At 61.9% G+C, this 20442-nt stretch carries 21 protein-coding genes; 14 read left to right on the forward strand and 7 right to left on the reverse strand.

Annotated elements, in window-relative coordinates; genetic code table 11:
* Window positions 1–339: 339 nt before the first annotated feature.
* Window positions 340–966 (forward strand): hypothetical protein, encoded by a 627-nt coding sequence (locus HT585_RS25665; protein ID WP_176355627.1) that lies wholly within the window; start codon window positions 340–342, stop codon window positions 964–966.
* A gap of 365 nt (window positions 967–1331) precedes the next feature.
* Entirely contained in the window at window positions 1332–2264 is a 933-nt protein-coding gene (locus HT585_RS25670) for a substrate-binding domain-containing protein (protein WP_176355628.1), read from the forward strand.
* A gap of 145 nt (window positions 2265–2409) precedes the next feature.
* Here HT585_RS25670 and HT585_RS31890 read toward each other — a convergent pair whose 3' ends face one another.
* The gene (locus HT585_RS31890) at window positions 2410–2829 is read right to left on the reverse strand and encodes a hypothetical protein (protein ID WP_246707941.1); all 420 of its coding nucleotides are present in this window, start codon (window positions 2827–2829) and stop codon (window positions 2410–2412) included.
* Window positions 2830–2932: 103 nt separating this feature from the next.
* Between HT585_RS31890 and HT585_RS25680 the strand changes: the two genes are divergently transcribed.
* The 7 genes from HT585_RS25680 to HT585_RS25710 all read left to right on the forward strand — a co-directional run bounded on the left by HT585_RS25680 (window position 2933) and on the right by HT585_RS25710 (window position 9129).
* Window positions 2933–3283 (forward strand): ArsR/SmtB family transcription factor, encoded by a 351-nt coding sequence (locus HT585_RS25680; protein ID WP_176355629.1) that lies wholly within the window; start codon window positions 2933–2935, stop codon window positions 3281–3283.
* A gap of 58 nt (window positions 3284–3341) precedes the next feature.
* Complete coding sequence (gene arsB, locus HT585_RS25685) at window positions 3342–4400, forward strand: ACR3 family arsenite efflux transporter (RefSeq protein ID WP_176355630.1); 1059 nt, start codon at window positions 3342–3344, stop codon at window positions 4398–4400.
* A 2-nt stretch (window positions 4401–4402) separates the two neighbouring features.
* Window positions 4403–4825, forward strand: coding sequence for an arsenate reductase (glutaredoxin) (gene arsC, locus HT585_RS25690; RefSeq protein ID WP_176355631.1), 423 nt, complete (start codon window positions 4403–4405; stop codon window positions 4823–4825).
* Window positions 4800–5525, forward strand: coding sequence for an arsenical resistance protein ArsH (gene arsH, locus HT585_RS25695; protein ID WP_176355632.1), 726 nt, complete (start codon window positions 4800–4802; stop codon window positions 5523–5525). Before arsC ends, arsH begins: the two co-directional genes overlap by 26 nt.
* Window positions 5526–5707: 182 nt before the next feature.
* A complete protein-coding gene (locus HT585_RS25700) occupies window positions 5708–6610 on the forward strand; it encodes an aminoglycoside phosphotransferase family protein (protein WP_176355633.1) in 903 nt (300 codons plus the stop codon).
* Window positions 6594–7364, forward strand: coding sequence for a GNAT family N-acetyltransferase (locus HT585_RS25705; RefSeq protein ID WP_176355634.1), 771 nt, complete (start codon window positions 6594–6596; stop codon window positions 7362–7364). Before HT585_RS25700 ends, HT585_RS25705 begins: the two co-directional genes overlap by 17 nt.
* Before the next feature lie 319 nt (window positions 7365–7683).
* Complete coding sequence (locus HT585_RS25710) at window positions 7684–9129, forward strand: MFS transporter (RefSeq protein WP_176355635.1); 1446 nt, start codon at window positions 7684–7686, stop codon at window positions 9127–9129.
* Between the two features lie 133 nt (window positions 9130–9262).
* Here HT585_RS25710 and ggt read toward each other — a convergent pair whose 3' ends face one another.
* Complete coding sequence (ggt, locus tag HT585_RS25715) at window positions 9263–11008, reverse strand: gamma-glutamyltransferase (RefSeq protein WP_176355636.1); 1746 nt, start codon at window positions 11006–11008, stop codon at window positions 9263–9265.
* 419 nt (window positions 11009–11427) lie between these two features.
* Here ggt and HT585_RS25720 point away from each other — a divergent pair, with 419 nt between their 5' ends.
* Window positions 11428–11769, forward strand: a complete 342-nt coding sequence (locus tag HT585_RS25720) for a GFA family protein (protein WP_176355637.1) — start codon at window positions 11428–11430, stop codon at window positions 11767–11769.
* Window positions 11770–11938: 169 nt separating this feature from the next.
* A complete protein-coding gene (locus HT585_RS25725) occupies window positions 11939–13135 on the forward strand; it encodes an aromatic ring-hydroxylating oxygenase subunit alpha (RefSeq protein WP_176355638.1) in 1197 nt (398 codons plus the stop codon).
* 103 nt (window positions 13136–13238) lie between these two features.
* On the opposite strand, the gene HT585_RS25730 is transcribed toward HT585_RS25725, so the two are convergent.
* Both HT585_RS25730 and HT585_RS25735 read right to left on the reverse strand, forming a co-directional pair.
* The gene (locus tag HT585_RS25730) at window positions 13239–14651 is read right to left on the reverse strand and encodes an aminotransferase (RefSeq protein ID WP_176355639.1); all 1413 of its coding nucleotides are present in this window, start codon (window positions 14649–14651) and stop codon (window positions 13239–13241) included.
* Between the two features lie 32 nt (window positions 14652–14683).
* Window positions 14684–14959, reverse strand: a complete 276-nt coding sequence (locus HT585_RS25735) for a hypothetical protein (RefSeq protein ID WP_176355640.1) — start codon at window positions 14957–14959, stop codon at window positions 14684–14686.
* On the opposite strand from HT585_RS25735, the gene HT585_RS25740 reads away from it, so the two are divergent.
* Genes HT585_RS25740 through HT585_RS25750 form a run of 3 tightly spaced genes read left to right on the forward strand, consistent with a single transcriptional unit; the run spans window position 14940 to window position 17765 of the window.
* Complete coding sequence (locus tag HT585_RS25740) at window positions 14940–15863, forward strand: ABC transporter permease (protein ID WP_176355641.1); 924 nt, start codon at window positions 14940–14942, stop codon at window positions 15861–15863. The genes HT585_RS25735 and HT585_RS25740 overlap by 20 nt on opposite strands.
* Complete coding sequence (locus tag HT585_RS25745) at window positions 15860–16684, forward strand: ABC transporter permease (RefSeq protein WP_176355642.1); 825 nt, start codon at window positions 15860–15862, stop codon at window positions 16682–16684. Before HT585_RS25740 ends, HT585_RS25745 begins: the two co-directional genes overlap by 4 nt.
* Window positions 16685–16691: 7 nt before the next feature.
* Window positions 16692–17765: an ABC transporter ATP-binding protein gene (locus HT585_RS25750; protein WP_176355700.1), complete on the forward strand. Its 1074-nt coding sequence runs from the start codon at window positions 16692–16694 to the stop codon at window positions 17763–17765.
* 43 nt (window positions 17766–17808) lie between these two features.
* On the opposite strand, the gene HT585_RS25755 is transcribed toward HT585_RS25750, so the two are convergent.
* The 3 genes from HT585_RS25755 to HT585_RS25765 are packed head-to-tail and all read right to left on the reverse strand — an operon-like array spanning window position 17809 to window position 20441.
* Window positions 17809–18891 carry an extracellular solute-binding protein gene (locus tag HT585_RS25755; RefSeq protein WP_176355643.1) on the reverse strand — a complete coding sequence of 361 codons (1083 nt, stop codon included), beginning with the start codon at window positions 18889–18891 and terminating at the stop codon, window positions 17809–17811.
* 40 nt (window positions 18892–18931) lie between these two features.
* Window positions 18932–19591: a TetR family transcriptional regulator C-terminal domain-containing protein gene (locus HT585_RS25760; RefSeq protein WP_176355701.1), complete on the reverse strand. Its 660-nt coding sequence runs from the start codon at window positions 19589–19591 to the stop codon at window positions 18932–18934.
* Window positions 19592–19631: 40 nt separating this feature from the next.
* Window positions 19632–20441 carry a class I SAM-dependent methyltransferase gene (locus HT585_RS25765; RefSeq protein ID WP_176355644.1) on the reverse strand — a complete coding sequence of 270 codons (810 nt, stop codon included), beginning with the start codon at window positions 20439–20441 and terminating at the stop codon, window positions 19632–19634.
* Between the last annotated feature and the right edge of the window lies 1 nt (window position 20442).

The following is a 20442-nucleotide window of genomic DNA, read 5'->3' on the forward strand; positions in this document are numbered from 1 at the left end:
TTTCATGCCTCGCGCGGCGCTACAGCATATTGAAACGCTTGCAAGATTTCGTCCCTGGACCGGAACCGGTTCAAGGACGAAATTGTATGGCGGCGCGCCTTTCGCCCCTCTTGCTTCAAGTCATCCGGACGATCGGCTCGACGCTTTCCGAACCCAACCACCTTCCTGAACCAGGCTTTCCGCGTCAACCGCTGAAGCCGACAACGTCGGAAGGTTTCACGCCGAACCTGCGACCGATGGCGAACGCGGCTTACCCGCGGATCACAAGATTTCGATTTTACTCCTGTTCGGGCTGCCCCTAGGCTTCAGCCGGTTCAAACCATACCGGGAGGAAATGCCATGAAACGCAGGCTTTTACTTGTCGCGGCCGCTCTGGCCTGCTCTGCTGTCGGGGCCTACGCCCAGGACACGTCGATGAGCTTCTTCGTCACCAGTGCAAATCCGGGCAAGGGCGGCGATCTTGGCGGCCTTGCTGGCGCCGACACCTACTGCACCACGCTGGCCTCGGCGAGCGGCTCCACGGGCAAGACCTGGAAGGCCTACCTCTCCACCGATACGGAAAACGCCAAGGACCGTATCGGGGCCGGCCCCTGGTACAATGCCAAGGGCGAGAAGATCGCCGACGATGTCGCCTCGCTGCACAGCGACAAGAACAACCTGACGAAGCAGACGGCACTCAACGAGAGGGGTGAGGTCATCAACGGCCGCGGCGATAAGCCGAACCGGCACGACATCCTCACCGGCTCCAAAGCCGACGGCACGGCCGCGCCGGAAACCTGCGGCAACTGGACGCTCAGCGGAACGGATGGTGCGGCGATCGTCGGCCACAGCGACCGAACCGGCCTCAACGACAGCGCCGAGGCCAAATCGTGGAACGCATCGCACGCGACACGCGGCGGCTGCACCCAGGAAGCCTTCAAGGGCACGGGTGGCGACGGGTTGTTTTATTGCTTCGCCGCGAATTGACGGCAACACCCAAAGCGAGCCGTCGCCTCTAGGTGGCCAGCGACAGTCTTGGCTGGCTCCGGGTGGGCCGCTCGCGCTTTCTCGCGAGCAGGAGCCGCAGGACATATAGCTGCTGCCCGGGCGGTCGTCAGGCCGGACGATCGCAGCATCTTGTGCGGCAGCCACATGGCCCCGTCCGCCGCGCCTGTTGGCTTGCCAAAGGCGGCAGCGCACGCCCGTTTGCTCGATCTCTCAAGCTTCAGCCATCCAGTGTCTCCCCCATCGGTTGAAACGTCTTGATAATGGAATGAATGTTTGATTAATTCCAAAATCAGAACATACGTTCTCCGAGCTGTACTGGGCTCGGATCATGGGAGAGGATTGAGATGAAAAGATTTCTGATTTCCGCAGCTGTTTGCGCCTTGGCGGCAACGACAGCGCATGCCGAAAACATCGGCATCGCGATTGCCCGTTCCGACAGCGCCTTTCTGACCATCCTGCGCAGCGGCATGGAGAGCCGCGCGGCCGAACTCGACAAGGTTACGGTGCAGGTCGAAGACGCCCAGAACGATCCGAGCCGGCAACTCGATCAGGTGCAGAACCTGATCTCCGCTGGCGTCGATGCCATCGTCGTCGTCGCGGTCGACGGCGACGGCACGCCGGCCATCACCAAGCTGGCAACCGAGGCCAAGATCCCGGTCGTCTATGCGAACCACCCGCCCGCCGATGTCGACAGCCTGCCGGAAACCGCCGCCTTCGTCGGCTCGAACGAACTGGACTCCGGCACGATCCAGACCAAGGAGGTCTGCAAGCTGCTCGGCGGCAAGGGCGACCTCTTCGTGCTGATGGGCCCGTTGAACAACCACTCCTCGCTGACCCGCACCAAAGACATCCACGACGTCATCGCCAGCGACGATTGCAAGGGCATGAAGGTCATCGAAGAACAGAGCGCCAACTGGGACCGCCTCGAGGCTACCAACATCATGACGAACTGGCTCTCGGCGGGCACCAAGTTCGACGCCGTCATCGCCAACAACGACGAGATGGCTATCGGCGCCATCCAGGCAATGAAGTCCACGGGCGTCGACATGTCGAAGGTCGTCGTCGCCGGAATCGATGCGACGCCGGATGGCCTTGCCTCGATGGCGCAGGGCGATCTCGACGTGACGGTGTTTCAGAATGCCGTCGCTCAAGGCGCGGCCGCCATGGATGCGGCGGTGGCGTTGGCACGCGGCGAAAAGACCGAGCGCCACATCTGGGTGCCCTTCGAACTGGTGACGCCTGAGAACATGCAGGAGTACGCCAAGGCCAATCAGTAAGCCTGCCGGGTTCGCCTGACGCGTTGAAAAAATCGAGGGCCATGGATGGCAACGTCCGTGGCCCTTCTGCGTTGGTCAATCCCGCAGCATCGTGCGCGCGGATCAGACTGCTTGTCCCGGCGCGGGGCGCCAACCGTGAGCGATATCAGCTTGGCGCGTCATCCTGTGCGTTCACCGCCACACGTCGCTCGTCACCGCCAAGCATCTGCATCAGCGCAAGCTCGCTGCGGACACCGCGCTGATAAATCTGGATAAGCGAGGCACCGAGCGTATCCGCCTCGTCGCTCTCCAGCTCCAAGTCATTGCTGGAGCAGGCGTGTCGGAACACGCGCTGGAGCATTTTCAGTTGGTCTTCATCGATTGCAAGGTCTCGAAAATACCGATCCATCTGCCTCTGATCCTCCAACATCAAAGCAGGTTGAGATGATTTTTCTGATATTGGGAAAGATCGTGAATTTTTCCAGAGGCGGGTGCATTTCACCTTCGCAAATGCCGCGCGATGCGAGAAAAATGGCGCACTCCTGAGGGCTTGGTGACAGGACGAGCGCGCCAGTTTCAGGTGCAATTCGCAGCGCGCATCCCTGCCCGATGCAGGTCGTTGCCGATATCCTGACCGGCTCAGCCAACACACTCCTTGACACTGACGTAATGTCCATTAATCTGGATATATGGATAATATACAAGCGATAGCGGCGCTCGCCGCCCTGGCCCAGTCGACCCGCCTCGATGTCTTTAGACTGCTGGTCAAAAACGAACCCAACGGCTTGCCAGCCGGTGAACTCGCCCAGGCGATCGACGTGCCGCAGAACACGATGTCGGCGCACCTGGCAACGCTCTTTCGCGCCGGCCTGGTCACCAGCGAACGCCAGAGCAGATCGATCATCTACCGCGCCAATCTCGACACATTGCGGGAGCTTACGGTGTTCCTGGTCAAGGATTGTTGCGGCGGCAACGCCGATCTCTGCGCACCGCTGATCGCCGATCTCGCGCCATGCTGCAGCAGCGGAGCCGCCCGATGATGCCGGCATTTTTCCTCGCCCGTCTCCAGGCGGATCTCAGCACCAGGGGCGCCTGACCATGTCCCTGTTCGAACGCACTCTGACCCTATGGGTCTTTGCCTGTATTGTCGTCGGCATAGCGCTCGGCCATCTCCTGCCGGACGTCTTCCAGGCGATCGGCGCGATGGAAATTGCCAAGGTCAACATCCCTGTCGCCCTGCTCATCTGGCTGATGGTCATCCCGATGCTGCTGAAGATCGACTTCCGCTCGCTTGCGAAGGTCGGCACCTATTGGCGCGGCATCGGCATTACCCTGTTCATCAACTGGGCAGTGAAACCATTTTCCATGGCGTTGCTCGGCTGGCTGTTCGTCGGATGGTGGTTCCGCCCGCTGCTCCCGGCCGATCAGATCGACGCCTATATTGCCGGCCTGATCATCCTTGCCGCTGCGCCCTGCACGGCCATGGTCTTTGTCTGGTCCAACCTGACGAAAGGCGAACCACACTTCACGCTGAGCCAGGTGGCACTCAACGATGCGATCATGATCGTTGCCTTTGCGCCTGTTGTCGCGCTGTTGCTCGGGCTCTCGGCAATCACCGTGCCCTGGGACACCTTGATGATCTCCGTTGCCCTCTATATCCTGATCCCTGTGGCCGTGGCCCAGATTCTGCGGCGGCGACTGACAGCCGGAGGAACGACAGAAAGACTCGACTGGCTGCAGAGCAAGCTCCAGCCGCTGTCACTGGTCGCGCTGCTTTCAACACTGGTCCTGCTGTTCGGCTTCCAGGGCGAACAGATCATTGCGCAACCTGCTATCATCGCGTTGCTGGCGGTACCGATCCTCATCCAGGTCTACTTCAATTCGGGGCTTGCCTACCTTCTGAACCGAGCGGTGGGGGAAAAGCATTGTATTGCCGGCCCCTCGGCGCTGATCGGTGCCTCCAATTTCTTCGAACTGGCGGTTGCGGCGGCCATCTCGCTCTTCGGCTTCCACTCCGGAGCGGCGCTCGCAACAGTGGTCGGTGTCCTCATCGAGGTTCCCGTCATGCTGTCGGTCGTCTGGATCGTCAACCGCAGCAAGGACTGGTACGAGGCAAGCCCAGCCGTCGCCCGAAACACCAACCCTGAAAGGGCCTGATCATGGATGTCACCATCTACCACAACCCCATGTGCGGCACGTCGCGCAATACACTGGCGATAATCCGCCACGCCGGCATCGAACCGACCGTCGTCGACTATTTGCAGACACCTCCGTCCAGGGAAACGCTCGAGCGGCTGATCGCCGCCGCCGGTCTATCCGTGCGAGAAGCGGTCCGCGAGAAGGGCACACCCTATGGCGAACTCGGGCTCGGCGATCTCTCACTGTCGGACGAGCAACTGATCGACGCAATGATCGCGCATCCTATCCTGATCAATCGCCCATTCGTTGTCAGCCCGAAGGGTACCCGCCTCTGCCGCCCCTCCGAAGCCGTGCTCGACATTCTGCCCAACACGTTCACGAGCGCCTTTGCCAAGGAGGACGGAGAGAAGGTGCTGGATGCGGAGGGAAGGCGAGTTGTCTGATCTGCCGGCCGCAAACCTCGACCATCTCCGCATGCCCGATATCGCAGCGCTCCGCCCGTCCCTTTCGACGCACAAGCCGCGCATCCTGATCCTCTACGGTTCACTGCGGCCGATCTCCTACAGCCGGCTGCTTGCGCACGAAGCCCGCCGCCTGCTCGAACATTTCGGCGCCGAGGTCCGCATCTTCGACCCAGAAGGACTTCCGCTTCCCGATGCCGCCCCGGTCAGCCACGAAAAGGTCCAGGAACTGCGCCGTCTGTCGGAATGGTCCGAAGGCCATGTCTGGGTCAGCCCGGAGCGGCATGGCGCCATGACCGGCATCCTGAAGGCACAGATCGATTGGATACCCCTGTCGCTCGGCTCGGTGCGGCCGACACAGGGCAAGACCCTTGCCGTCATGGAAGTCTCCGGCGGCAGCCAGTCCTTCAATGCCGTCAACCAGATGCGCATTCTCGGACGATGGATGCGCATGGTCACCATCCCGAACCAGTCTTCGGTCGCAAAAGCCTGGCAGGAATTCGACGCCGACGGCCGAATGAAACCCTCCTCCTATTACGACCGGGTCGTCGATGTCTGCGAAGAGCTTGTCAAGTTCACGCTTTTGACCCGCGACGCTTCGGCCTATCTGACGGACCGGTACAGCGAACGCAAGGAAGACGCCGACAAGCTGGAGCAAAGGGTCTCGCTCAAGGCGATTTGAGATCAAGCGTGCCGGACGGCTGAGCAGCGCTCTGAGCGTCTTGCTGAGATGCAGGCGCATTCCCATATTTTTTGGACCAATCATTCTGTTTGGTACAGGTGTTGGCCCTGATTGATCCGGGCCAACACCACCATCTTTTCCCGGCCCGGCCCGGGCCACCAACCGAGCCACGGCGCCATCCCATGACCAGCACGAGAACGACGACGCAACACGACAAGCCGGCCGACCCGACGGACGAGATCCGGGCTGCGCCACGACTGCTGGAGCGCTGGGGCCTTGCCGACCCGCAATTGCTGGCCGATACCTTTTCCAGCCGCTTATGGAAGGTTTGCCTGCCCGACGGCACGCCGGCGGTGATCAAGGACCTGAAGCCGATCGACGACATTGCCGACGAACTCAGAGGTGGCGATTACCTCGCCTGGCGGCAGGGTGTCGCGGCCGTTCGCCTGCTCGACCGGGATGGGTACAGCATGTTGCTCGAACACGCGGGGGAGCGGATGCTTGCGCACGAAGTTTCGGAAACCGGCGACGATCACGCGACACTGATCGCGGCCGAACTCATGGCAGAGCTCTATTCGCCTTCGGCGACGCCCTTCCCGTCCGAACTCCAGCCGATCAGGCAGCGTTTCGCGGCCCTCTTCGAACGCGCCGACAGCGACCGAGCGACCGGCATATGCAGTGCTTACGTCGAGGCCGCCGTCCTTGCCGATCGCCTCTTTGACGACACCAGGCGCATACGGGGGCTGCACGGTGACCTGCATCACGAAAACATCATGCTCTCGCCACGCGGCTGGCTCGTCATCGATCCTGTCGGAATTGTCGGCGATATCGGCTTCGGCGCGGCCAACATGTTCTACGACCCCGCAGACCGCGACGATCTCTGCCTTGATCCCCGGCGCACCGCTTTCATGGCCGAAGCTTTCAGGAAAACGCTTCAGGAGGATCCACGCAGGCTGCTGGACCAAGCCTACGCCTATGGCTGCCTTTCGGCAGCCTGGAATGCCGGCGCCGACGATCGCGAGGGGGAAGAGCGCGACCTGGCGATAGCGGCTGTCATAGGGCAGGTGCGTGACGACGACTTCTGAGGTCGTCGTTGCACGACGGTCTCCAGATGTGCACAGTCGCGTCATGTTGCCCATGACCGACATCAGTCTTCGTCTTCTTGAAGACCGCATCGATACGCTCTACCGCACCGACGGCAAAGGCAGGCTCGTTTCCACCAACGAATGGGATACCCGTCCGCCGCCTCGATTTCACCTCATGCGAACGCGCCAGGGAGCGATCTTTCGCTGGCGTGCCGATCTTCCGCAACAGATAGTCGAAGACCTCTCGCAGCTTGGCCGCGAGGAGAAGTGCGAGGCGTCATTCGACCGCTTGCCAGCGCTCGATGAGCTTTATCTGGAACTGCTGAGCCGGCACCAGCCGATCGAAAGGATCTGGTCCGGACCCGCCTACGCTGCCATTGACGTGGGCCCGCCGCCGGCAGAGTTGACGCCCATAACCGCGCGCAACGCCGAACTGCTTCATCCGCATTTTCAGGAGTGGGTACCCGACGTGCCGCACAGGCAACCGTTCTTCGCCAAGGTTCTGGACGGGGCGGCTGTTTCGGTCTGCTGCAGCGTTCGCAAATCAAAAACGGTGCATTGCGCTGGCGTCGAAACGCATCCGGATTTTCGTGGGCACGGCTACGCGCTTGAGGTCGTCCAGGGATGGGCGGCACACGTCCGGGCTCAGGGCGTCATGCCGTTCTACAGCACTCCATGGAGCAACATTGCATCCCAGGGGGTCGCCGCGCAGCTCGGATTTCGCTTGGTCGGAGCCGACTTTCACGTGACGTGAACGCGAAGCCCAGGCGTGTCGCGCTTTTTCGCAAAGGGCGACTTGCTGGCCATATCCGGAGCAAAACCTCGCAAATATCTCCGTCAATCGCCGCAAGTGAATCGACACAGGCCTGATTGAAGGCGCATACAGCAAATTGGTGACTGCCAGCAGGCCACCTTGTTTTCTCTCGCCGATGCGCACCGAAGGTGCGTGCCGGTGAAACCACGCCCCGTTTCGAAGCATCCGATGATTTCATACCCCATTGCAATCGAGCTTTCTTCTTTCCTTCCAGCTCACATCCGCGCTCCTGCCTGCAGGGGAGGCCGAGGGTGAGCGTATGACAGCCATCCCAACAGGTACACCGGCCGAAGACGCCTCTTCCACCCGCAATTCCCGTGTCGTCGCGCTGGTCGTTGCCATCGCCTTCTTCATGCAGATGCTCGACGGCACGATCGTCATTACATCCTTGCCGCAGATGGCCGCGTCCTTCGGTGTGCAGCCGGTCGCCATGAGTATCGGCATCACTGTCTACATGCTGACGATGGCGGCCTTCATTCCGCTCTCCGGCTGGCTCGGCGATCGTTTTGGCGCGCGCAACGTCTTCCTGGTGGCAATCGGCATCTTCACACTCGCCTCGCTGTTTTGCGGACTGTCAGGCAGCCTCGGCGAGTTCATCGCGGCACGCGCCGTGCAGGGCATCGGCGGCGCGCTGATGACGCCGGTCGGCCGGATCATCGTCCTGAAGAATGCCCGCAAATCGGAACTTGTCGGTGCGGTCGCACTCATCACCTGGCCGGCGCTGATCGCCCCGGTCGTCGGCCCGATCCTCGGCAGCATGATCACAACGTGGTTCAGTTGGCACTGGAACTTTCTCATCAACATCCCGATCGGCCTCGTCGGCCTGGCGCTCGTGCTGCGCTTCGTGCCCGATCAGCGCGAGGAAGAAGCGCGCCGTCTCGACATCAAGGGCTTCGTCCTATCGTCAACCAGCCTCACTTTGGTGCTCGCCGGGCTCGAAGCCTTCGTGCACGGAACAGTCAATGCACCTGCAATCGGCCTGTTGCTGGCAGCGGGCACGATCACCGGCATCATGGCCACGCATCACTTCAGGGTGACCGCCGATCCGCTTCTCGATCTCTCTGCTCTGAAAATCCAGACCTTTGCGATGTCGACGCTGTCGGCCGGCACCGCCTGCCGCATTGCCATCAACGCGACGCCGTTTCTGATCCCCCTCATGTTCCAGGTCGGCTTCGGCCTCGATCCGATCGAGACCGGGATTTATGTGCTCGCCTATTTCGCCGGAAATCTGGCGATGAAAACAGCGACCACGCCGTTGCTGCGCCGCTTCGGCTTCCGCACCATCCTCGTCGGCAACGGCCTGCTCGCCTCGCTGGCGATTGGTGCCTGTGCAGCGGTATCAACAGATACGCCGCAGTTGCTGACGCTCCTGCTGCTGTTTGCCGCCGGGCTGTTCCGCTCGATGCAGTTTACGGCACTCAACACGCTCGGCTTTGCCGACATCAATGCAAGCCAGCGCAGTTCAGCATCGACGCTGTCGAGCATGTTGCAGCAGGTGGCGATGCTGATGGGCGTCGCCGTTGCCGCAGCCGTTCTCAATCTGTCGCAGGCGCTTCGCGGCGCCGAAACCGCGGCGCTCACGGACTTTCGCTGGGCGTTCCTCGCGGTCGCGACGATCGGCATCCTCTCGGCCTTGCGTTTTCTGAGCCTGCGACGCGACGCAGGCGTCGAAGTTTCAGGACACAAATTCGAGCCGCGGAAATAACCGTTTCCAAGCGGCATCGGCAGCCGCGGGGGATGACCCCGTCGATGATTTCGGCAACGTCAAGCCGGACTGACGGGTGACGGCCCACTCGCCAGCCACCCAGCAATGCACCGCAAGCGTCGGCACGCCCGGATCAGTAGCCTCTCGCCGCGCCAGCGCCGATGCGGCTGTCGACGGCGCCGTTGTAGCGGGCGCCACCGCCTTCAGAAATTTCGGCGAGGCTTTCACCGCCGACGAGAATGCCGGTCGCCTGGCCCCAGATGCTCCAGCTCTTGTCGATCTGCACGTCATGGCCCATCGCCGAGAGAAGCTTGCGCGTATCGGGCGACAGTGCGTAGGGCTCCATGAACACCTTGTCGGGCAGCCATTGGTGGTGGATGCGCGGCGCGTCGACCGCTTCCTGAATGTTCATGCCGTGATCGATGACATTGAGGATCGCTTCCAGCGTGATCGTAATGATGCGTGCACCGCCGGGGCTGCCGATCACCATGAAGGGCTTGCCGTCCTTGGAGACGATGGTCGGGCTCATCGATGACAGCGGCGTCTTGCCGGGCGCGATCGCGTTCGCCTCCCCCTGGACGAGCCCGTAGAGATTGGGCGCGCCCGGCTTGGCGGTGAAATCGTCCATCTCGTTGTTGAGCAGAATGCCGGTTCCGGGTGCCACGACACCGGCACCGAAGGAGCCGTTCAGCGTATAGGTGACGGCGACCGCGTTGCCCTCGTCGTCGATGATCGAATAGTGGGTCGTCTCCTTGCTCTCGGCGAAACCCTCCGGCATCAGCGCCTGCGACACGCCGGCCTTGAACGGATCGATCTTGCCGCGGATTTCGGCCGCATAGGCCTTGTCGAGCAGCTTGGCGATCGGGTTCTCCACGAAGGAAGGATCGCCGAGCGTCGTGTTGCGGTCGACATAGGCATGGCGCATCGCCTCGATCATCGCATGCACGGTCTCGGCCGAGCCGTAACCGAGATAGGAGAGCGGATAGCCCTCGAGAACGTTGAGGATTTCGCAGATGATCACGCCGCCGGAAGACGGCGGCGGCGAGGAGACGATGTCATAGCCGCGATAGTTGCATTTGACCGGCTCCAGTTCGCGCACGGCGTACTTCTCGAAATCCGTCTTGGCGAGGATGCCGCCCTTGTCGGCGCTTGCCTTGACGATGGCGTCGGCAATCGGCCCCTTGTAGAAGGCATCCGTTCCCTTCTCGGAAATGCGCGAAAGCGAGGCGGCGAGATCCGCCTGCACCAGTGTCTCACCGACGGCGAAGGGTTTGCCGTCGGGCTTCAGGAAGATCGCGGCGGCTGCCGGGTCCTTGCCCAGCCTCTCGGTTTCGCCGTCGAAGGAATCGATATCGCCCTGTTCCAGCCGGAAACCGTCCTTGGCAAGCGCAATGGCCGGCGCGATCAGCTCTTGCAGCGGACGCGTGCCATAGCGGCTGCGCGCGACCTCGAAGCCGAGCACTGGGCCCGGCACGCCGACGGCAAGATAGCCCTCAGTGCTCAGGCCATCGACCAGTTGCCCCTTGTCGTCGAGATACATCGCCTTGGTCGCCGCAGCAGGCGCCCGCTCGCGAAAATCGAGGAAGGTGGTCTTGCCGTCCTTGAAGCGAATGGTCATGAAGCCGCCGCCGCCGATATTGCCGGCGGTCGGATAGACGACCGCAAGCGCATAACCGACCGCAACGGCGGCATCCACGGCATTGCCGCCCTTTTTCAGGACCTCGACGCCGATATCCGACGCCAGATGCTGAGCGGTGACGACCATGCCGTTCTCGGCCTTGACCGGCTCCGGCGACGCGGCCCTGACGGCCGATGACGATACCGAACTGAGTGCGGCCACCAGGGTGAAGGTGAGGACATTCAGGCAGGATGTGCGCATGCTTTTCTCCCGCGACAAGAGGTTTTGCTGGCAAACGACGCCCTCGGTCGACGACGGCGGCATCGGAGTTCGCGAAGGCACCTCGCACCAACGGGCGGGTAAGGGTCCAGCCATCGGGCGGGCGCAGGCTCGCTTAGAAATTGAAGCCTTGGGCGAAGTATAGGCACGCGCGACCGGCACGGGCAACCGCCACCTGACACTCTTGGGCAGCGAACAAGCCGAATACGAATACGGTGGCCGGGAAGGTGGCAGCAATGGTCACTGATCTGTTGTCGCTCGGCACCGGATCGCAGCGCCCTCTCGCCCCGCGCGATTTTTGCCATTGCCACGACCGGCCATCGCTGTGACAGTTTCGTCCGGAGCGTGGCAACATCCACTGCCTGATGTCCAACGCGGAATGCCAACGGGAGGAGTGGCGAATGATCGAAGGCCATTGCCACTGCAAGTCGGTTCGTCTTTCCGTCCGCGTGCGGCCGGAAACGCTCGGTAGCTGCAACTGTTCTCTATGCGCAAGATTGGGCGCGCTCTGGGGATATTACAGCGCCGAGGAGGTGTCGATCAGCGACCCACAAGGCAGGCTGGTCGGCTACGTACAAGGCGACGCCACCTTGACCACACACCATTGCAGCACCTGCGGCTGCACCACCCATTGGTCGCCGATCGCTGCCGACGCGACGCGCATGGCCGTGAACATGCGGCTGTTCGATCGCACCGTCTGGCAAGACATTCCCCATCGACTGATTGATGGCGCCAGCTGGTAGGCCGGCAGACACAGCTTTCCCAGATGACGCCTTGTTGCCGACGTCCTTCGGAGACGCCGGCTGCGCTTTGCTGAGTACTTCGGGTCACGGGTGGTCCCTGAGGCCAGCTTGTCTCGTGACCTGAAAAAGGCTATATTGAATGAACGTTCAGCAAAAATGGAGACATTGAATGAACGAAATGATCCGCGACATATCCGTCCCCAATGATTGGGACCGCCGTGGATTGCCCGGCTGGTGCTACCATAGCGACGCGCTGCTCGAACTGGAGCGCGAACACATTTTCCGTCGTCACTGGCAGATCGCCTGTCATATCTCCGACGTGCCGGAAGCGGGCGACTACATAACCATGGATGTGGTCGGCGAGCGTGCGCTTATCCTGCGCGACCAGCAGGGGACGATCCGCGGCTTTCACAACATCTGCCGCCATCGCGGCTCAAGGGTGGTTGTCGACGACAAGGGCAAGTGCCGCAACGCGCTCGTCTGTCCGTTTCACGGTTGGGTCTACAATCTCGACGGCACGCTCCGTGGGGCGGCGCGTCCGCGCTCGTTTCCGCCGCTCGACAAGCAGGAGTTCGGGCTCGTGCCGCTCGAACTGGAAGTCTGGATGGGCTTCGTCTTCATCCGCTTCCGGCCAGGGCCACAGCCTTCGGTCGCCGAGCTGATGCAACCCTTCGCCGAAGAGTTCGGCCACTACGGTTCGGAGCGCATGCTGCCGACCGAAGGTGTGTGGACGCAGGAAAGTGCGGTCAACTGGAAATCGGTGCGCGACGTCGACAACGAAGGCTATCATGTGGCCATGGCCCATCCGGCGCTGCAGGATCTCTATGGCTCGACCTACTACGACGAGCCTTTCGTCAATGGCCTCTGCCGATCCTTCGCGACCTATAACCCGCATGCGGGCCGCCGTTGGAGCGTCCGGCAATATGTCGGCATTGCACCCGAGGCGACCCATCTGCCCGAGCGCCTGCGCAAGGCCTGGATCTATTTCGGGCTGTTCCCCAACGCCGTCATTGCGGTGACGCCGGAGACTGTCCAGTTCTATCAGGAATTCCCGTTGTCGACCGGCAAGACGCTGTTGCGCGGTGCGATCTATCGCTACCCCGAGGAAACGCGCCAGCAACGGCTTGCCCGCTACCTCACCTTCCGCATCGACCGGGACACCCAGGCCGAGGATGTACAACTGACGATCTGGTCGAACGAATCCATGACATCAAAGGCATTTAACGGCTTCTATCTGTCGGATCTCGAATACGGTGTGCGCACGCATCACGATCACATTCGAGCCGTGCTGCCCGTCGTCACCCTCGACGTGGCCCCGCCGGAGGATCAGATGGCGGCAGTCAACGACGAACTCTCCAAACGATAGGCGCAAAAAGAGGGGCCGGCGTAAAACCGGCCCCTTCGAAAACGGCCCCGCCGGGGAATGCTGGCGGGGCCGAGGCGTTTTCAGGCTCGGTCACGTGATCAGGTCAGCCTTTCCACAGGCCCTCGCGCACGAGTTCGTCCATGGCGCGGCGGATGCTGGCGTCGAGAATTGCGACCATATCGCCGATCTGGGCGGTGCTGATCGTCAGCGGTGGCGACATCACGCACATGTTGATCAGCGGGCGCACGAGCAGGCCAAGCTCCTGGCAATGGCGGTCGATCCGCTTACCGACCTCCAGATCGAGCGTCAGCGGATTGTTGCTGACGCGGTCGGCGACGCATTCGATGCAGGCCATCAGGCCCATACCGCGCACTTCGCCAACCAATGGCAAGCTCTCCAGGCTCTTCAGCCTTTTCTGGAAATAGCCCGAGATCGCCTTCACGTGATCGAGCAGCCCATCCTCGAGAATGTCGAGATTGCGCAAAGCGACGGCGCAGCCGATCGGATGGCTGGAATAGGTCAGCCCATGGGCGAACATCGCATCGGAATGGTTGGATTGCCGCAGGCTCTCCAGCAGGCGTGACGAGATCATCACGCCGCCGAGCGGGAAATAGCCCGACGTCACCCCCTTGGCGAAGGTGATCATGTCGGGCTCCAGCCCGAACACCGCCTTCGATGCGAAGACCTCGCCGAGCCGCCCGAAGGCGGTTACCACCTCGTCGGCAATGAACAGGATGTCATGCTCGCTGCAGAGGGTCCGCATGCGGCGCAGATAACCCTCCGGCGGCACGATGACGCCGCCCGAAGCCATGATCGGCTCGGCGATGAACGCACCGATGCGCTCCGGGCCCCTCTCCTCGATCAAGGCGCGGAACTCCTCGACCAGCCTATCGCAGAACTCGGCCTCGGATTGTCCCGCGGGCCGCCGGAAAGGGTTGGGACAGGCAAGCTTTGCCACCTGGTCGGTGGCGCTGTCCATCCAGTCGTGGTCGCGCGGACGGCCGTTCAAAGACGCCGAGAGATAGGTGGAGCCGTGGTAGCCGCCCTGGCGTGAGACGATCAGCTTCTTCTCCGGCCGACCGCGCACATTGTTGAGGAACTGCATGAAGCGCAGCGCCGTCTCGACCGCGGACGAGCCGCCGGTGGTGTAGAAGACATGGGAGAGGTCGCCGGGGGCATGGGCAGCGAGCCGCTCTGCCAGCGCCGCCGAGGGCTGATTGGTGGTGTACCATGGCGAATTGTAGGACAGCGCCATCGCCTGATCGTGCAAGACCTCGGCGAGTTCGGCACGGCGATGGCCGACGTTGACGCACCACATGCCGGCTGGTCCGTCGATCAGCCGGCGCCCCTCGCCGTCGACAACATAGATACCGTCGCCGCTCTCGATGGCCCCACGCGCTTCAGCGCCGATACTGCCTGCCACGGGCCACGGCTGAACGAGATGTTTTTCAGCAAGCGCAGACGTTTCACCAGCACCGTTTTGCGGCGCATTTGCAATATCGAGCTTAGCGGCCATGACAAATCCCTCCAACCGTATCAAACCGTAATTCACAACCAACCATCTGATAAAATTACGAAAGACATCATTTTATTGAATGGCTGTTCAATCAATATTACAGAAATAGCACTTGCGTTCAATGCCGAATTGAGTTTTGCTAATTCAAGGGAAGCAAACGGCGAAAAATCGCCATGGGATGGATCGAATGAAGCGTTCGCTGCATTTCCACTGTCGACGCAATCGACATGAGCCAGCGCATCATTGGCGCGAACCGGGGCATCCTTTGCATGAGCCGGGGTATCGCTGATGGCGGTGCTGTCGGGCATCGAGGTGGAGCAAAGGCCCGCGCATCCACGAAAAAACCGGGTTCGCTGGACGGCCAGCGATGAAGCAAGCGGGCTGGCACTGATCTCTCCGACGCTGCTCTATGCCGTCGCCCTGCTGTTCCTGCCGATCCTGATTGTCGTCGCCTACAGCTTCTGGACCCAGGATTACCTGACGATCGACCGCACCTTCACGCTTCAGAACTACCAAACAGCGCTTGGCGAACCGATCTACCAGGACTTGCTTGTGCGCTCGCTTGTCATTTCCCTCGTTGTCAGCGTGGTCACCGTCACCGTTTCCTATCCGATCGCCTGGTTCATTTCCTTCCATGGCGGCGCTCACAAGAACCTCTGGCTGTTCCTGATCACCGTGCCCTGCTGGACCAGCTATCTGCTGCGGGTGATGTCCTGGAAGGTGATCCTCGGCTATGGCGGCGTCATGAACACCGGCCTCTTGTCGATCGGTATCATCGACAAACCGCTGACGTCGCTGCTCTATAATTCGAACGCCGTCGTCATCACCCTTGTCCATAGCTGGGCGGCCTTCGCCATCCTGCCGATTTTTGTTTCCCTCGAAAAAGTCGACCGCTCGCTGATCGAGGCGGCGCACGATCTGGGCGACAACAAGCTGATGAGCTTCCTGCGCGTCACCCTGCCGCTCTCCCTTCCCGGGGTCATATCGGCCTTTCTCATTGTAATGATCCCGACGGTCGGCGACTACGTCACGCCCAAACTCGTCGGCGGCAAGGATGGTGTGATGATCGCCACCGCAATCCAGGCTCAGTTCGGCAAGGGCGCCAACTGGCCGCTCGGTGCCGCCCTGTCGGTGACGACGATGGTCATCGTCTCGGCGGCGGCCGGCATCGCCGTCCTTGCGCTGAAACTGCTGGTGAGGATGGCGAAATGAGCGGACGTCACGGCATTCCGAAGTCCCGCTGGCTGCCGGCCTATGTCACGGTGTATCTGGCTTTTCTCTATCTTCCGATCCTGCTTTTGCCGATATTCTCGTTCAACAACGCGGCGACGACGACCTTCCCGCTCGCCGGTTTCACCACCAAATGGTACGCGTCGCTCTGGCACAATACCGCGCTGCTCGAAGCGGCGCGCAACAGCATGATCGTCGGCATCTCCGTTGCCATTCTCTCCACCGTGCTCGGCATTTGTGCGGCCCGCGCCATCACCCGCTATCGCTTCCGCGGTCAGCGCGCGGCGACCGGGCTGATCATGGCGCCGTTGTTCTTGCCGGAAATCATCTTTGCCGTTTCGCTGCTGATGATCATCCTGCAGCTCGGGGTCGAGCTGTCGCTCGTGACCGTCATTCTCGGCCAGGTGATCTTCTGCCTGCCCTATGCCATGTCGGTGCTGATCTCCGGTTTTGGCGGTTTCGACCGGTCGCTGGAGGAGGCTTCGCTCGATCTCGGCGAAACCGCGATCGGCACGTTCCGGAGGGTGACGCTGCCCGTCGTCGCCCCCGCGCTCGTTTCCAGTCTGCTGGTCTCGTTCACCGTTTCGCTCGACGAGTTCATCCTCGCCTTCTTTCTCTCCGGCACCGAGCCGACCTTGCCGGTTTATATCTGGGGCCAGCTGCGCTTTGCCGCCAAGCTGCCCGGCGTCCTTGCGCTCGGCAGCGTGATGATCCTGATATCGATCCTGCTTCTCACCCTTTCGGAAATCATTCGCCGTCGGGCCGAACACCGGCTGAGGGCGCAGGGAGCGCTCAATGCCTGAAACACCGATGATCACGATCGAGGCGGTCAACAAGTTCTACGGCATCTACAAGGCGCTCGACGACGTCTCGCTCGACATTGCCGCCGGTGAATTCTTCTCACTGCTCGGACCATCCGGCTGCGGCAAGACCACGCTTCTGCGCTCGATTGCCGGCTTCGACACGCCGAGCACCGGCGATATCCGCATCGACGGGCAATCGGTGATCGGCACGCCGCCGAACCGCCGGCCGACCAACATGGTCTTCCAGAGCTACGCGATCTTCCCGCATCTCGATGTGGAGGAAAATGTCGCCTATGGTCTGAAACGCTTGAAGCTTGATGCGAGCGAAGAGCGCCGGCGCGTGGGCGCCGCCCTCGACCAGGTCCGGCTCGGCCATCTCGGCAAGCGCCGCGCGCACGAGCTTTCCGGCGGCCAGCGCCAGCGTGTCGCCCTTGCCCGCGCGCTGGTGATGCGGCCAAAAGTCCTGCTGCTCGACGAACCGCTTTCGGCGCTCGACAAGAAACTGCGGGAGGAAATGCAGGTCGAGTTGCGCTCGCTGCAAAAGGCTGTCGGCATCACCTTCATTCTCGTCACGCACGATCAGTACGAGGCGCTCGCTTTGTCCGATCGGATCGCGGTGATGTTCGGCGGGCGCATCGCGCAGGTCGCAACGCCAAAAGAGATCTACCAACGCCCGACCACGCGACAGGTCGCCGACTTCCTCGGCGGCATGAACTTCATGAAGGCGAGGATCACCGGCGAGACGGCGACGCGGCTATCCGTGGAGACACCGCGCTTCGGCGGCGTCACCCTCGACAAACCGCTCGGGTTCAGCGCCCGCAACGGCACGGCGACGATCGGCATCCGGCCGGAGCGGCTGCGCGTGCTTTGGGACGATGCAAGATCCGATTTCGAGGTCGCCGGTCGGGTCGTCGACCGCCATTATTTCGGCGAGATCACCCATCTGATCGTCGATATCCCAGGGATGGAACAGCCGCTTTCCGTATCGGAAACCAACAATTTCGGCGCAGATGACATTCCCGTCGGTGACGCGGTTCGCCTCGCCTATGACCCGGACGCGCTCGTAGCGCTTTCGGATTGACGATCAGGGGGCAGCCGCAACAAGCGACTGCCCGTGTTCCCGGTCAGTACCCAGCCTTGATCTTCTCGAATTCGGCAATCATCTTCTGGCGCAGCTCCATCGGCATCGGCGCCTGGAACAGCGTGTTGTCGAGGAATTTGCTGACGTCGGCATAGCCCTTGTCAGCCAGGATCTTCGGATCGACCTGCGCCATGCCGCGCGCATTGGCGTGGCCATAGCCCCAGGATTCCACCATGTAGGACGTGATCGCCGGATCGGTGATCGCGTTCAGGAAATCATATTGCTGATCTTCCGATGCCGCAGCCCCCTTGAGCCGGACATAGCCGCACACCCAGGTCGACAGGCCCTCGACCGTGTCCTTCTTGATGGCCGCCGGCACACCGTCCGTCTGCAGCGTCGTCGCCGTTTCGTTCCACGCCCAGGCGAGATCGACCTCGCCGCTGGCAATCGCCTGGCTGAGATCGGTGTTGTCGGTCCAGTAGAGACGGACGTTCTTGTGCACTTCGCGCAGGAAATCGGAGGCCTGCTTGAACTGCTCGTCGGTCATCGTCGTCCAGTCCTTGACGCCGGTCGCAAGGCTTGCCAGCGCATAGGCGTCATCGACATTGTCGCCGATCGAGACCCGATCCTTGAACTTCGGATCGGCGAAGGCTTTCAGCGAGGAAATCTCCTCGGGCTTCACCGTGTCGGTGCGATAGGTTAGCACCGTATTGCCCCATTCGAACGGCAACAGCCAGGCCTTGCCATCAGGCGTGGTCATCAGCCCCTTCATCGCAACGATGCCCGGATCGGTGTCGTTCCAGTAGGTCAGCTTCGATGTATCGAGCGGCTCGATCAGGCCGGCCTCCCGCCATTTCGCCACGCTTTGCGAACAGGGATGGGCGAGATCGGCCTTGAAGCCGGAGCGCAGCTTCTGGAACGCTTCTTCCTCGTCGCCGAAGAAACTGAAGTCAGGCTCGGTTCCATGCTTGGCGGTATAGGCGGGGTGGAAGGCCGGATCCTCGTAGCCGGACCAGTCGAAGATCGTGAGATTGTCTGCGGCAAGCGCCGGCAGGGCGGTGCTCGAGACAAGCGAGGCAATGAAGACGCCCCCCAGGATTTGCCTGCACACGTTCACCAATATCATGCCAACCTCCTCTATCCGGCCGTTCCGGCGTTGTTGTTCCCTATTTCGGCCCTTCCCGGGTGAAATGCCTGGGGAAGGCGACGAGCAGATATTCGACGGCCGCCGCATGCGCCTTCTCGCGCGTCAGTCCGTCGCCCATCATCAGTCGCAGCCACAGCCCTTCCATCGACGCGCAGAGCGCCAGCGTCATGCCCTCGGGCTCGTACGCATAGCCGCCCTCGTCCTTCAGCTTCTGGCAAAGCGCCAGAAAGATCTCCTGGTACCGGACGTCGCGTGCGCCGCAGAGCGCCTGGTAGGTCGGTCGCGACTTTGCCTCACCCCAGAAAGCGCACCAGGCGGCAAGCTTGCGCTTGGTGCAGATCTTTCGATCGAAATCGCAGGCAACAAGCGCCCAGAGCTGTGCCGCCGCCTTGTCGCCGGCCTTATCCAGCGCCGCACCCCAATTGGCAGCATATTCGTCCGCCATGTATTGCAGCGTGGCGATCAGCAGCTTTTCCTTGCTTTCGAAATGGAAGTTGACGATGCCGCGCGACAGGCCGGCGCCGTCGGCGACGTCGGCCAGCGTCGTCTCGGAGTAGCCGCGCTTGGCGAGCGAATCGATCGTCGCCTCGATCAGCTGCTGTCGCCTGGTTTCCTTGGACGCCTTGCGCCCGCGCTTCTCGGTGTCCGTTGCGTCCTGTGCCGCAGAGGTGAGTTTCATCCGTACCGCCGTGCTGTTCTTCTTGAGGCGCAGGTGCATATCATGCTCCGCGCGGCATCGGCTTGATGCCACGCAGATGAGTGGGACAATGCTCACCACTGTCAAGCACCTTCTGCATCGCAGTCCAGGTCCGGATATTCTTCACCACAAAGGCTTCGCCGACGGCGGCGACAGCATCGGCGCGCAACGATCCTTCAAGCCTTGAAAGCTCGATCCGGGCAACATCCCGGTACCACGCGTTCCGACTGACAGAACGTGCATCGACAAAGCCGGCCGCCGTCATGGCTGCAATATAGGTCTGCGCCGGCGCCATACCGAAGCTCAGACCTTCGGCGGCGAGATAGGCCTGCATGTCGGCGGAAGGCTCGCCATTATGGGAGATCAGCCAGTCGGAGTCGGCAAAGACGCCGCCTGGCGCAAGCACACGAAAGATCTCGCGGAAGATCGCGGCCTTGTCCGGCACATGCACCAGCGCATCCTTGGAAAAGACCATATCGAAACGGCCATCTGGGAACGGCAGGCGACCGGGCGCCGACTGGATGAAGGAGACGTTGGCCAATCCCGAACGGGCGGCCGCAACCCGTGCGCGCTCGATCACCGGCACCTCGACATCGAAACCTGTCACCTGGGCCGGGCCATGGGCCTTGGCAATGTGCAGCGTCGCGCCGCCGGCCCCGCAGCCGAGATCGAGCACGCGCTTGCCGCCGAGATCCAGCCCTTCGAGAACGCGATCGACCTCCTCTGCTCCTCCAGGCGAAAGATAACCCTCCCCCCAGAGCACAGCGAGAAAGCGGATGGCCACATCGTCGTATTCCGCCAGCGGCCGCACCTCTCCATCGATCGACGACATC

The organism is Ensifer oleiphilus (assembly GCF_013371465.1).
Taxonomy (GTDB): Bacteria; Pseudomonadota; Alphaproteobacteria; order Rhizobiales; family Rhizobiaceae; genus Ensifer; species Ensifer oleiphilus.